The sequence below is a fragment of the Acinetobacter defluvii genome (assembly GCF_001704615.3).
Lineage (GTDB): Bacteria > Pseudomonadota > Gammaproteobacteria > Pseudomonadales > Moraxellaceae > Acinetobacter > Acinetobacter defluvii.
Genome location: NZ_CP029397.2, coordinates 2,034,846 through 2,048,383, shown reverse-complemented (window position 1 = coordinate 2,048,383; position 13,538 = coordinate 2,034,846). Strand labels below are relative to the sequence as shown.

General features: G+C 35.3%; 10 protein-coding genes and 1 pseudogene. 6 read left to right on the top strand and 5 right to left on the bottom strand.

Annotated features, from left to right (window positions below; translation table 11 throughout):
- Positions 1-8: 8 nt before the first annotated feature.
- Positions 9-1,469, bottom strand: coding sequence for a CYTH and CHAD domain-containing protein (locus tag DJ533_RS12220; protein ID WP_065992691.1), 1,461 nt, complete (start codon positions 1,467-1,469; stop codon positions 9-11).
- Between the two features lie 191 nt (positions 1,470-1,660).
- On the opposite strand from DJ533_RS12220, the gene DJ533_RS12215 reads away from it, so the two are divergent.
- Positions 1,661-3,379 carry an ATP-binding cassette domain-containing protein gene (locus DJ533_RS12215; protein ID WP_081406069.1) on the top strand — a complete coding sequence of 573 codons (1,719 nt, stop codon included), beginning with the start codon at positions 1,661-1,663 and terminating at the stop codon, positions 3,377-3,379.
- Between the two features lie 20 nt (positions 3,380-3,399).
- Here DJ533_RS12215 and DJ533_RS12210 read toward each other — a convergent pair whose 3' ends face one another.
- Positions 3,400-4,860, bottom strand: coding sequence for a CYTH domain-containing protein (locus DJ533_RS12210; RefSeq protein WP_065992695.1), 1,461 nt, complete (start codon positions 4,858-4,860; stop codon positions 3,400-3,402).
- Positions 4,861-5,142: 282 nt separating this feature from the next.
- Here DJ533_RS12210 and DJ533_RS12205 point away from each other — a divergent pair, with 282 nt between their 5' ends.
- On the top strand, positions 5,143-5,493 hold the full coding sequence (locus DJ533_RS12205; protein WP_171488617.1) for a DUF962 domain-containing protein: 351 nt from the start codon (positions 5,143-5,145) through the stop codon (positions 5,491-5,493).
- A 330-nt stretch (positions 5,494-5,823) separates the two neighbouring features.
- Here DJ533_RS12205 and DJ533_RS12200 read toward each other — a convergent pair.
- The 3 genes and pseudogenes from DJ533_RS12200 to DJ533_RS12190 form a co-directional block, all read right to left on the bottom strand.
- A pseudogene (locus DJ533_RS12200) lies at positions 5,824-6,596 on the bottom strand (sulfite exporter TauE/SafE family protein).
- A gap of 122 nt (positions 6,597-6,718) precedes the next feature.
- A complete protein-coding gene (locus DJ533_RS12195) occupies positions 6,719-7,315 on the bottom strand; it encodes an undecaprenyl-diphosphatase (protein WP_065992699.1) in 597 nt (198 codons plus the stop codon).
- A gap of 203 nt (positions 7,316-7,518) precedes the next feature.
- On the bottom strand, positions 7,519-8,223 hold the full coding sequence (locus DJ533_RS12190) for an SIMPL domain-containing protein (RefSeq protein WP_065992701.1): 705 nt from the start codon (positions 8,221-8,223) through the stop codon (positions 7,519-7,521).
- Between the two features lie 493 nt (positions 8,224-8,716).
- On the opposite strand from DJ533_RS12190, the gene DJ533_RS12185 reads away from it, so the two are divergent.
- The 4 genes from DJ533_RS12185 to DJ533_RS12170 all read left to right on the top strand — a co-directional run bounded on the left by DJ533_RS12185 (position 8,717) and on the right by DJ533_RS12170 (position 13,426).
- Positions 8,717-10,090, top strand: a complete 1,374-nt coding sequence (locus tag DJ533_RS12185; RefSeq protein WP_065992703.1) for a diaminobutyrate--2-oxoglutarate transaminase — start codon at positions 8,717-8,719, stop codon at positions 10,088-10,090.
- A 3-nt stretch (positions 10,091-10,093) separates the two neighbouring features.
- Positions 10,094-11,626: a pyridoxal phosphate-dependent decarboxylase family protein gene (locus DJ533_RS12180; protein WP_065992705.1), complete on the top strand. Its 1,533-nt coding sequence runs from the start codon at positions 10,094-10,096 to the stop codon at positions 11,624-11,626.
- Between the two features lie 187 nt (positions 11,627-11,813).
- Positions 11,814-12,839 (top strand): cation diffusion facilitator family transporter, encoded by a 1,026-nt coding sequence (locus DJ533_RS12175; protein ID WP_065992707.1) that lies wholly within the window; start codon positions 11,814-11,816, stop codon positions 12,837-12,839.
- A 20-nt stretch (positions 12,840-12,859) separates the two neighbouring features.
- On the top strand, positions 12,860-13,426 hold the full coding sequence (locus tag DJ533_RS12170; RefSeq protein ID WP_065992709.1) for a LemA family protein: 567 nt from the start codon (positions 12,860-12,862) through the stop codon (positions 13,424-13,426).
- Positions 13,427-13,538 lie beyond the last annotated feature (112 nt).

Genomic DNA, 13,538 nt, shown 5'->3' with positions numbered 1-13,538 from the left:
AGCAAAGTTTACCAAAAAGGCTTTGCAGCTGAAAAAAGAGCTAAATCTTGTGAGGTTTGTTCTAATAAAAGTTGTTGGCGTGCCGCAAGCCAACCCAACGCAAACCATGCTTTAGGTTCATGCTCCACCATACTTTTAAACAAATCCTCAGCAACAATTAAGTCATTATATTGCCCTAAGCTTTCTTGAGCAGGTTTAAGTGCTTTGAGATATTTTTTAACTTTTTCAGTATCATAAATAGATGAAATAAACTCAATGCTATATCTTAAACGTTTTAAGCGTTTACGTGTGCGATGACGTTCATCAATCGTTAAATCTAAATAATGCTGTGCATCATCTACAATCTGTTGATGAAGTTTTTTAATGTCTTTTTCAAATTTTTTCTTTAAGTTTTCTTTGGTTTTTTCACTATTTTTTTCATTTACATATTGGATCAGAGACAAAACTAAATTATTAAATTGCATCGATTTAAAAACACTGTCTAAAGCTATTTCATTTTCATGAGAAGGGGAAGTTAATTCAAACTCAGGTGCACCCGCCATTTTAAGCTGCGGCAATAATTCTTCTTCGATGACATCGAGGTCACGCGTTGTACCCAGTTGCCTAAAGAGTTGTGCCAGTTGTTCTTCCCACGTTGGATCAAGATGATTTGACCATTTAGAAAAAGTTTTTAAAGCACTTCTTAAACGACGAATAGCGACTCGTGCTTGATGGACATGTTCACTGTGAAAATTGCCTGAAGCAATTGCTGTACTATTTGGCAAAATATGTTGTAAGGCATTATTTATAATATCTTTAAGTGCTTGTTCTGGCGACTCATCTGCATTTAGAGTTAGTGGTGTTTGAAACGCAACAGGATTTTCGGGACTATTTTGCGCTAATAAAAAACCACGTTGGGCTTTACTGCGAACATCAAGCCATAATCCATAACGTTTAACACGCGGTAAAACAAAAGAAATCAAATCTTGGATCGTGCCTTGTTTAAGTTCAAATTCTATTTCAAAAATTTCTGTGACTTGGTCTTGGTGAGTGATTTTGCCTATATCTAAGCTGACTTCTATTTGGCTTTTTTGAAAGTTAAAGACTGTGACAAATCGCTCAACTTGTGTTTCAAACTGGATATGCAGATCTGGCTGTATTTTTTTAAAGAGTTTGAGGGTTTTTTTATCAATGTCTTTTTGCTTTTGATAAATATCTAGATCTAAATTCTCGGGTTCTTGCTCTCCTAAGTCTTGTTCAAACTCTGAGCGTTGTAATTGCTGAACAGTTGGTAGTTTAAGTGTTTGTATCCAATCTGAATTTTCTAAACGTTGTCGTAATGAAATTTGTTTCTCGGAAAGTTTAAATTCATCAGTATCAAAATATTTTGCATTGAGTTGTAGGGTGTTAAAGTTTTTTCTTTGAATGGTTTTGACCAACAAATCTTGTTTATCTGGTGCAATTTGAAATTTTAATTCTACTTCGAGCATAGCAATACATCCTAAATTAAGACTTATTGTTCGTATTAAAACAATACCTTATCCATATCTGAAAGGAGTAAAAATATTGTATATAAACGTGTCATGTCTGTATTTTGTTTTAATTGGTTATTTCTACGGAGATTTTGGATTGAGTTTTATACAATGAAATAGTTCATTAGAATGAATGTATTATAAAAATTATGTTAAACAATCACTTAGAAGTATTGAAAATTTACCACTCAGTTTGGAATGTGGTCAAAACTCGTTATGAGCATCCGATCCGAGATATGTTGATCTTGGGATTTATTTTATTCATCCATACGTTATTGTCTGTTGCAGTGCCTTATATTTTAAAAGAAATTGTCGATCAGTCGAAGTCAGGTACAACTCAGCTAGAAATAACACAGCTATTTACATGGATGAATCTCTATATTTTAGCAACAGCTTATGCACTAGGTTGGTTGCTGATGAATCTTTTAAACCATGTGCAAGGATTTCTTAGTGCAAACTTACAAACTAAATTTAAAATTGCATTATTACATGGAAGTGTACAACAGTTTTTTAAGACCACATTTGCTGAGCAGAAGAAGATAGAGGTAGGTGTTTATCAAACAGATATTTTACGTGGTGCGACCTCATTTGGCACGATTACTTATGTGATTCTTTTCGTATTAATTCCTATTATTTTTCAAATACTAAGTATGGTATGGGTATTAGCACAGTCTATTGCCTTAAATTATGCTTTGTATTTTATGATTTTTGCTTTTGTTACCTTTGTATTGAATATTTATTTTACAGCCAAAGGAAATGATATTTTTACCGCTATGTATGATGCACAAAATCAAGTGGGTCAGTTTTTTGTGGAAAAAATTCAAGCCAATTATGATATTAAGGTCAATGGTGCACAACAGTATGAAATGAATTTATATGAAAAGCGTTTAAATCACTATAAAAATGAAATGGTCAATAGTTATCGAAAATTAGCTTGGATTATGGCGATACAAGTATTTTTTGTGGGTGCATTTTTGCTTACGTTTATGCTTTTTACAGTATATTTATTTAAACATCAAAATGTTACGTCAGGTGACTTTGTTCTGATCAGTACTTATATAATTGCATTAACCATGCCGCTGCTCATGGTGTCACAAAGTATTATTCACTTGAAAGGTGACTTTATTGCCATCGAAAAATTTTACCAATATTTTAACTTGGAAACTGACCAATTGAAACTTGAAAACATCATAGATCAGCCAGTTTTCTACACCTTTAAAAATGCTCAATTGTATTTAGGAAAAAACTTAATCCAAAATTTTAACTTGGAAATCGAGAAAAATAAAATCTATGTCGCAATTGGACAAACTGGTATAGGAAAGACCAGTTTGATTAACTATTTAATTGGTTTAGAACGTATAGAAGCAGGGCAATTATTTTATAAAAATATTGAGATCAGCCAGCAATTCTCGGAAAATATTTTTAAGGAAATTGCGGTGGTTAGCCAAATGCCTATGGTTTATTCAGGCACACTTCGGGAAAATTTAATCCATAATAGTCCCTATCATTATAAAGATGATGAGTTGAAAGAGTATTTATCTAAATTCAATTTAATCAATTTATTAGAGAAAAATAATTTAAGTTTAGATGATGACCTACAACATATTTATAAAAGTTTTTCAGGTGGGGAAAAACAACGAATTAGCATTATTCGCGCATTGTTGAAAAAGCCGAAGTTGCTGATTATGGATGAACCTACAGCAGCATTGGATGAGCAAACTAGTCTAGAAGTGATACAATTTATACGCAATCAAGTGTCGACTATTTTCATGATTTCTCACGCAAACTATGCAATCAAATATGCAGATAAAGTGATTAATTTTGATGAGCTCATTCAGCAAGATCAGCGCAGCGAAGACGACTTTTAGATTACGCTGCGCTGATTCAATTATTTTAAAAACTTACGGCTGACGAGGAATTGCTCTGTCGCTTCTAATAGTTTTTCTGCATAAACTTCTTGTTTTGCCGTGAGCCAACCTAAAGCAAACCAGTCGCTCGCTTCTAGATCGCTTTGTTGTAGATATGATGCAGATGAAGCAAGTACTTGATATTGTTCAGAAGCATGTTGTGCATCATTCAGTGCTTTGCCATATTTTTGCAAGTTTTTGACATCATAAATCGTGGTTAAAATTGGAAAACTAAATTTTAATTCACTTAATCTTAATGCGAGTTCCTCTAAGGTTTCGAGGTCAGCAAGATCAGCATGAGTTAAGCTTTCTTGCAATTGTTTATACTGATTTTGCAAAGTATTTTGCGCAAACCATTTTAAATCATGTGCTTGAGTTTGCTTTTCGTCATTTAGACTGAACATAAGCAGCTCTAAATAATGTTGAACATTCAGCGTAGATTTCACTAAATTATTTAACTTTTCTTTAGCATATAAAATATCTTTGTCCAAGCTCTCTGCAGTTTTGGGATTTTGTAATAACGCACCCAACGTATTTTGCATATGTTCAAAATGCGCTAAGTTTTGGAAATGACTTTTAAATGCTGCCAATTGATACGCCCATTTATCTGAAATATCCTCACTCCATTCCTTAAATAAACAAATACTTAAATGTAAATGATGCAGTGCAATTTGTGCCTGTTGTAAGTGCTCAGGCTCAGCAACATGTGCGGAAATTGCAGCGATATTGGGCAATAAATGCTGTAATTGATTAGCAATAAGCAATCTTAAATTAAAATCTGCAGATTCTTTTTTATTTAAAGTGAGTTCTTTAGCAAGCTTGGCTGGACTGACAGATTTATTTTCAAGTAATAAATTGCCAAATTCGGCTTTACTGCGTACATCAAGCCAGAGTTGATATTTTTTTACCCATTCAAAACTAAAAGCAAGGAGGGATTGGATTGAGCCATTCTTAAGCTCAAATTCTACTTCATAAATGTCTCGCTTAGCCGTTTCGGTACGAATTTTCCCAATATCGAGACTGATTTCAATTTCTGCATCTTGGTACTGAAACACACGAAAAGTACGTTGAATATCAGTTTCAAACTGTAGTTTCAGCTGGTCATGCGTTTCACCTAAGGCATTTTTTAAAATTTGTAATGCTTCAGGATTTTGTTGATAAATCTCTAAATTTAACTCAGGTGCTTGTTCTGACTCCCCCAGATCATGATTATCTTCAAAGCGATGGAGTTGACTTTTTCCCATAGCTTTTAAAGTTTGAATCCATCGACTGCCTTCAAGCCGTTGGCGTAAAGCTGCAGAATGTTCTGCCAATGCTTTTTTTTCAGTATCGTAATATTTGGCTTGTAATTGAATTATTTCAGATTTTTTGGGGTCTAAAGCCTTGAGAAGTGCATTGCGACGAGCCTCTGGAATCTGAAACTTTAACTCAACTTCAAGCATGGAATTTTCCTAAACAACAATAATCATCACTTTAATCTTAGCGTAAATTTTTCTAAAAAATGTTGAAATATCAACTCAAAATACACTAAGACTGAGAGATTGAAATTGTAACGGATATTGAAAAATAAAGCAGATCAATCCTGTTACCATCTTAGGCAAAACACAAAAAATCTGTCGAAAAGCAGATTGCCTTTTTTAAAACGAAACTATACTCTGAAAGAGATAAAAATTATTCAAAAGGAAACCATCGTGAATAGCCAAGTTGAATCTAAGCAAGAATTGATGACCCAACCACAATTTCAACTTCCCATTAAAAACTATTCTGAATTTTATCGTTTTTATTTAACTGAACATCGCAATATTAGCAGTCGTCGTTTGCATGCCTTGGGCAGTAGTGTCGGTTTGTATTTTTTTAATAAAGCCATTCGTCAGCGTAAAGCAAAATATTTCGTATATGGTTTAGTGTCTGGTTATGCTTGCGCATGGGTGGGGCATTTTGTATTTGAGAAAAATAAACCTGCAAGTTTTAAGCAGCCTTTATATAGTTTTATTTCTGATTGGAGAATGTTGGCAGATATTCTTCGTGGAAATTTAAGTTTAAAAGATCGTGCTTTAGATAAAATCGAAAGCTAAAAATCTAATGAAATTTTAAAATAAAAATTGAAACTTCTTTTATTTGAATGAACTAGCTGAACAGTTAAGTTGTGAGTAAAAGAAGTGATTGAACTTTATAAAGTAAAGTTGTGAGGTGAAATATGGCGAAAATTGAGTTAACTCCACCAGATACAGTCCCTTTGATTGAAGAAAAACAAGTGGGTGGCGCAGTAAAAATCAAGCCAGAAGTTGTGCAAGTTTAAATTTACAAGTTAGCTGCCTAAAATCTCCCAAGTGGAAGTGTCCTGTTATTTCAGCACATATCAATGGTGTATATGCATATATTTTCGGATCCAAAGCGATTTTAATTCATGATTGAAAGAATAAATCATAACCCATTCGTCCAATTAAAAAGATTAATAAAATCAAAAAGAAAATACGGATAAATCCACTGCCATATTTCATAGCAAGTGCTGTACCTGTGATCGCACCTAAAATGTTACATATTGCTAATATCATTGCAGCGAGCCAAATCACATGGCCTGTGGGAATAAAGAAAAAGATTGCAGCAGCATTGGTTGAAACATTAACCAGTTTTGCAGAAGCGGAAGCATTTAAAAAATCGAAAGCAAACACCTTTACAAATAAAAATAATAAGAAACTGCCTGTGCCCGGACCAAAATACCATCATAGAAACCGATAACTGCACCAAACAAGATTCCAAGCGCGATTTCTTTTTTACCTGCTTGTAAAACCGTATGAATCTTACCCAAATCTTTTTTAGCAAAAGTATAAATTGCAATGGTGATTAATAAGAAAAATACGATATATCGCATGAATTCTTTGGGAATCATTGAAACTGACATTGCACCAAAGAAAGAAAATATAAAAGCAGCCAGCATAGTTGGAAGTACTAATTTCCAATTGATTGTTACTTTCTTAAAGTAAGCAAAAGCAGAAGAAACTGTACCTGCCATAGCGATGATTTTATTGGTACCAAAAACAGTAGCTAAACTGTGTTTTGGAAGTGCATGAATTAAAGCAGGTAATTGGATCAAGCCACCACCGCCAACCGCAGCATCAATAAGCCCACCACAAAAGGCGAAAAAGCCAAGGCTCAGCAAAATACTTTGATATTCCATTATCGATCTGCTTGGAGGAAGAGTGGGAAGTTTATGCTAGAAATATTGGGAATAAAAGTAATGATAAACCATGAAATCTCATTAAGTGAAACTTGATGGGTTGGATAAGGCTACATTCTCATTTACTTTATATAGCCTTTATCAATAAAAGGCTTAAAAACACGATAATAAATTGCCAAGACTAAGTTTAAAATAAAGTCTTTATATTTGTGCCATAACGCTAGTCCAGAAATATTGACTAATAACGCCAGTAGAAAAGCGCCCAACATATCAATAGGAAAATGTACACCCACATACACACGTGACCACGCGACTAACCATGCGATAAGTATGAGTAACTTGCCAAGTTCACGTTGTACTGAAAAGTAATAAGCAAACGCAATACTACTAAAAATAGTCATGTGATTGCTTGGAAATGAACCAGTTGGCTTATGTTGAATGAGTGTAATTCCCAAGTCCATCATAAAAGGTCGTGGTGAGTAAAAAACATGAGAAATCAGTTGACTAATTGAAAGTGTAATACAGGTAAAAATAAACGCTTTTAAAATCTGTTTTTTGACATTTTCGTTACCACGAAACCACATGATAGCAAACGCAAAAATCATTAAATACAATAAATCATTGGCAATGAAAATCGCATAGCGCACCATAAATGATGATGCATGTTCTGGTGCATTTAAAAGATTAAATAAGGCAAGATTTAAGTTTTCAATCGACATTATATTCAAACAGGCAAATCGTCGGCTGCTTACTTTAATCATCTTGTCATTAAAATGAAATATATAGGTAACTTAAAGGCAACATTGTAAATAAAATTTGTGATGACCATCTGTATATTTCTAATAAAAAAACAGCAAAACGATATATCGGTTTGCTGTTTCTATGTATTCAAATAAGTCCTGCCTAAAATAGGCAACAGTCCTTATTTAAACTGAATTGAACCGTTTGCATTTACAGTAATTTTAGACTCGCCAGCAGCCATATTTTGCCCACCCCCCGCATCAGCGGCTTCAAACTTTGCCATGCTTGCACGCATCATGATCGGTTGAGGTGCATAATTATTGGTATTGATATTTAAACTAACTAAATTATATGCAGATTTATTCCATGCTTGGGTTAAAATTTGTGCACGTTGTTGGAAGTTTTTCGATGCTTCCACCATAAGTTCATTTTCAACTTTTTTGCGTTGTTCATCTGAAACAGTAAAGTTGATCGATTGGGTTTGGAAATTCTGTTGTAGTTCATTGATTAATTGGCTTGCTGCCTTGAAATCTTTACTTTCTAGACGAACCTCAGCACGACCACGCCATTCTTTTAATTTTTGGCTGTCATTGTCATAAATCGGATAAGTGGTTTGTGAACCCGTTTCAACTTTCACTTGTGGGTATTTTTTTGCAGTGGCAATCGCTTGGTTCATGAGCTGGGTAATTTGTGCAGACAGCTCAGCAGGTTGTTTGTTGGTTTTCTCAATGAAAAGAACTGCATGCATTTCATCATTTGAAACTTGACGTGTTGCGTCAGCTTGCACATTGACAATGTTGTAATTTAAAGGCTCATTTTCAGCGGCGTTGCTCATAGTGCTTAGTGTTGTTCCTAAAAGTAGAGTAGTTAAAGCTAAATAACGCATGTTAAATCCTTAAAAAATATTGATATACAAATATATTTTTGAATAAATTTGAAGATACTTCGATCTTAAAGCCAAGTTTAGGAATAGATTCGAGGATATTGTGGTGGATTTGTAATGTTTCAGGTGTATTTTGAAATCATTTTATTTTAAAAAAGATTTTAAATATTAATCTGTTATTGTAATTTTTCTAAAAAAGCTTACTACGAAAACTACATAAATAAAAATCTTTAAAATATTTCAAAGTTTTCTTTCATCTGTCACATAGTATGATGATACTCTTAGTCTAAGTTAGGATGAATGTTTTTTCCAATGAACTACTAAGCAATAAGTTCATAAAAGATATTTATTTTCTTGAAAAAAACTGTATTATCGCCCTCCTAGTTAGGGCTATGAAAAAATTCTGACTAACTAGATTTCTATAAAGCACCGAGTCAAAGGACCGCAAGTCACCCGACTTATTTCTTTCAACCCATATCAGAGATGGTAATTCGATATGAGCGTTACTTCTGTAAATCCTGCTGCCACTTCCACAAACGAATACTACTTGACTCGCCAAAGTCAGATGGAATCGAATGTTCGTAGTTATCCACGTAAATTACCGTTAGCGATAGCGGAAGCACATGGTTGTTGGGTTACCGATGTTGAAGGTACAAAATACCTCGATTGTTTAGCTGGGGCAGGAACATTGGCTTTAGGCCATAACCATCCTGCGGTGATTAAAAGTATTCAAGACACTTTAGCCAGTGGTTTGCCTTTACATACTTTAGATTTAACAACGCCTTTAAAAGATGCTTTTACTGAAGCGCTACTTGAGCAATTACCTGGTGGTAAAGAAGAGTATTGTCTACAGTTCTGTGGTCCATCTGGTGCAGATGGTACAGAAGCAGCGATTAAGTTGGCTAAGACCTACACTGGTCGTAGCACAGTGATTAGTTTTTCTGGTGGCTACCATGGTATGACCCATGGGGCACTGGCAATGACGGGTAACTTATCTGCTAAAAATGCGGTGAATGGCTTAATGCCAGGTGTACAGTTTATGCCATATCCGCATGAATACCGTTGCCCATTGGGGGTTGGCGGTGAAGCAGGTGTTGATGCGCTTACTTATTATTTTGAAAACTTCATTGAAGATGTAGAAAGCGGTGTAACCAAACCTGCTGCTGTGATTCTTGAAGCGATTCAAGGTGAAGGCGGTGTTGTGACTGCACCTACAAAATGGTTGCAAAAAATCCGTGAAGTGACTGAGCGTCATAACATCGTTCTTATTCTTGATGAAGTTCAAGCTGGATTTGCCCGTTCAGGAAAAATGTTTGCTTTTGAACATGCAGGGATTGAACCTGATGTGGTGGTGATGTCGAAAGCAGTAGGTGGTAGCTTACCGCTTGCAGTATTAGGAATTAAACGTAAGTTTGATGCTTGGCAGCCTGCAGGTCATACGGGTACTTTCCGTGGTAACCAACTTGCAATGGGTACAGGTCTTGCAACGATCAAAACCATCAAAGAGCAAAACCTTGCGCAAAATGCACAAGAGCGTGGTGATTTCTTACAAGCTGAATTGAAAAAATTAGCACAAGAATTCCCGTGTATTGGTAATGTTCGTGGTCGTGGCTTAATGATCGGTGTTGAAATTGTAGACGAGCGTAAGCCAGCAGATCATATGGGTTCACTTCCTGCGGATTCACAATTGGCTGCTGCAATTCAAACAGCATGTTTCAACAATAAATTATTGCTTGAAAAAGGTGGTCGTGGCGGAACAGTAATTCGTTTGCTTTGCCCATTGATCATTACTCAAGAAGAATGTGTAGAAGCGATTGCACGCTTTAAGAAAGCAGTTGCAGAAGCTCTTGTTGCAGTTCGAGGCGCGTAATTTATGGTAGATTTTGCAGAACATCGTAAAGCGTTACTCTGCAATGATGCTAAGTCCATTGCTGACTATGAGTCAGCAATGGCTGAGGCGACCAAAGCGGTCGCAGCATGGTTGCAAAACGATAAAATGTATACGGGTGGTAGCATTAAAGAACTTCGTCAAGCGATTTCTTTTAACCCATCAAAAGAAGGTTTAGGTTTGCACCAATCGCTTGAGCGTATGGTGGAACTTTTCCTCAATAAAAGTTTAAAAGTACATCATCCACATTCTTTAGCGCATTTGCATTGTCCAACCATGGTCACCAGTCAAATTGCTGAAGTGTTGATTAATGCAACAAATCAATCTATGGACTCATGGGATCAAAGCCCTGCGGGTTCATTGATGGAAGTGCAACTCATTGACTGGCTTCGTCAAAAAGTCGGTTATGGTGCAGGTCAAGCAGGTGTGTTCACTTCAGGTGGTACGCAGTCGAATTTAATGGGTGTACTTCTTGCACGTGACTGGTGTATTGCCAAGAACTGGAAAGACGAAAACGGCAATCCGTGGTCTGTACAGCGTGATGGCGTGCCAAATGAAGCAATGCGCAATGTCAAAGTAATTTGTTCTGAAAATGCACATTTCTCAGTGCAAAAGAACATGGCGATGATGGGCATGGGCTTCCAATCTGTTGTGACTGTTCCTGTGAATGAAAATGCACAGATGGATGTCGATGCACTGGAAAAAACCATGGCACACCTTCAAGCTGAAGGCAAAATTGTGGCATGTGTGGTTGCAACTGCGGGTACGACTGATGCAGGCGCAATTGATCCATTGAAAAAAATCCGTGAAATCACCACCAAATATGGCGCTTGGATGCATATCGATGCGGCATGGGGTGGGGCATTGATTCTTTCAAACGATTACCGTTCTATGTTGGATGGTATTGAATTGTCAGATTCGATCACGTTGGATTTCCATAAGCATTATTTCCAAAGCATTTCTTGTGGTGCGTTCTTGTTGAAAGATGAAGCGAACTATCGTTTCATGCATTATGAAGCTGAATATTTGAACTCAGCTTATGATGAAGAGCATGGTGTACCAAACCTAGTATCTAAATCACTACAAACAACGCGTCGTTTTGATGCGTTGAAATTGTGGATGACGATTGAAAATTTAGGTGAAGAACTTTACGGTTCGATGATCGATCACGGTGTGAAGCTGACACGTGAAGTTGCAGACTATATCAATACAACTGACGGTCTTGAAATGTTGGTTGATCCACAGTTTGCATCGGTATTGTTCCGTGTTGTGCCAGAAGGTTATCCAATCGAACTACTCGATACACTGAATCAAAACGTGGCAGATGAACTGTTTGCGCGTGGTGAAGCAAATATTGGTGTCACCAAAGTTGGTAATGTTCAATCATTGAAAATGACGACTTTAAGCCCAGTTGCAACTTTAGAAAACGTACAGAACTTGTTGGCACTCGTGCTTGCAGAAGCTGAACGCATCAAAGGTGCTATTGCAGATGGTACTTATACACCTGCGATTGATTAATTCATTTCGTTGATCTTAGTAATTTTTGAAAAACCGAGTTAAGAAGTTAGCTCGGTTTTTTATATTTTTAAAAATCTAAAATAAGTATTTAAAATATTGAAGATGCTATTGCTTTTTTATTTCAATAATTTAAAGCATAATTATATCTGCACAATATATTTATTTAATTTTTTATTTTAGGTCAATTATGCCTATCGAAGTCGTTGAAAGATGGTTGCATTTGACCACACAAAAAAATCAACAAGTGATGCACAATGTTGCACGCTTATGGGAAATCGGTCAAAAGGCAAAATCTCAACAAGATATTTTAGATGGTCTGCATCCGTGGGGCGATTGTAAGGATTTATATTTCCATAATTTTATTGCACAAATTTGTTTTATTGTGGGGGTATTCATTGTAATTTTTGGGTGGGTTATTCACGCTTATATTGCTTTTGCTTTAACGTTTTGCATCGGTGTTTTGTGTTTATTTATTGCTTACCTGATCTATGAGCCGAGTCAGCCTGTCGATGAGGTGATTGAGTTTTTAGAACATCGTATGATTGAGCTGAAATATAATTTTAAAACCAATCAGATACCAGAGTATTTACCGCAGTATAGCCACTCCGTCTTGGTGATAAGTAAGCTGAAACAGGCATTCCCTTTATTTTCCAAAGGTAATGCAAGCAATGAAATTACACAATATATTTCAACCATATGGCAAATTGAAAATAAAAAACTGCCTGTACTATTATTTCATTATCGTTATATGAGCGAATTATCCATCAGTCCTTTAAATAATGAACCAAATAAAATGAAAAGTACTTATAAAAATCAATGGGGCGCTTTTATTTTTGGCACAGAGCCGCTAGGTATTGCTACAAATAATCGACATAGCAGCTTTTTTGAGCCTTATACAAAAAAGTGGTCAACCAGTGATATCTTTCTAAATGAAAACGTACATATTTTTGGTTATGATCAACAACAACTTGCACGTATAATTAGTCCAATGTTAACTTTAAAATTAAGTGATTTTTTTCAAAACTATTCGGGGGAAGTGATCTTTCACTTTGAGGAAAGAATGTTGTGTTACATGGGGGATCAAAATTTATTGGCTCGTCGTCAACAGAAACAAAAAATTCGTGATACTTCTCAGTTACGAGGACATTTGCGCACATTACGTATGCCAGAATATGAATTATTTAAGCAGCAAATGACGAGTTTGATTTCATAAATACATTAGGGGAAATAGGCATGGGGATTTTAATTTTTATTACTATTTTTATGGTATTGATTGTCTGGGGAATTTTAATTCGCAATAATATTGTTCGGTATTTTAATGCAACTCGTCGTGCATGGGCGGAAGTTGCTAATTTTGAAGCACAAAAAGCTAAAATTTTAGAAGGATTGGAGCGGATACTCTCGCGATATACCCAATTTGAAAAATCCACTTTGGAAAAAGTAACCGAATTACGTCAACAAATTTTGAACTTAAATATGAGCAATGCCGATGTTTCCCAACTACAGCACATTGAAAAATTAAGCCAAGATTTAATGAAAAATTTAAATGTCGTGGTTGAGAATTATCCTGAATTAAAGGCAGATCAGTTGTATTTAACCATGATGGATGATATTCAAGAGCAGAATGAAAATGTCGGAGCAGCCATTACGATTTTTAATCGGAATGTTGAAGCCTTTAATAATACCATTCAAATCTTCCCTAATAATGTGATTAATACTTTAACCTTGTCTAAAAAACCAATTCGTCCCTTTTCAGATCCGATTTTATTAAAAAACTTTAATTATCGCCCAAATTTTTAAATTGAATTTAAATTTCTGTTATTTATAAGTTTATTTGTGAATGGTCTTGGTTTTAAAGATATTATGTTTTGATTTTCTTATATCTAAAAAGTAAAAAGATGAAGTTGAGATA

Bases quoted from the DNA above. Each gene is read 5' to 3' on its own strand.
- DJ533_RS12170 (WP_065992709.1), top strand. From the start codon at position 12,860: ATGGGGATTTTAATTTTTATTACTATTTTTATGGTATTGATTGTCTGG.
- DJ533_RS12215 (WP_081406069.1), top strand. From the start codon at position 1,661: ATGTTAAACAATCACTTAGAAGTATTGAAAATTTACCACTCAGTTTGG.
- DJ533_RS12220 (WP_065992691.1), bottom strand. From the start codon at position 1,469: ATGCTCGAAGTAGAATTAAAATTTCAAATTGCACCAGATAAACAAGAT.
- DJ533_RS12185 (WP_065992703.1), top strand. From the start codon at position 8,717: ATGAGCGTTACTTCTGTAAATCCTGCTGCCACTTCCACAAACGAATAC.
- DJ533_RS12210 (WP_065992695.1), bottom strand. From the start codon at position 4,860: ATGCTTGAAGTTGAGTTAAAGTTTCAGATTCCAGAGGCTCGTCGCAAT.
- DJ533_RS12205 (WP_171488617.1), top strand. From the start codon at position 5,143: ATGACCCAACCACAATTTCAACTTCCCATTAAAAACTATTCTGAATTT.
- DJ533_RS12195 (WP_065992699.1), bottom strand. From the start codon at position 7,315: ATGTCGATTGAAAACTTAAATCTTGCCTTATTTAATCTTTTAAATGCA.
- DJ533_RS12180 (WP_065992705.1), top strand. From the start codon at position 10,094: ATGGTAGATTTTGCAGAACATCGTAAAGCGTTACTCTGCAATGATGCT.
- DJ533_RS12175 (WP_065992707.1), top strand. From the start codon at position 11,814: ATGCCTATCGAAGTCGTTGAAAGATGGTTGCATTTGACCACACAAAAA.
- DJ533_RS12190 (WP_065992701.1), bottom strand. From the start codon at position 8,223: ATGCGTTATTTAGCTTTAACTACTCTACTTTTAGGAACAACACTAAGC.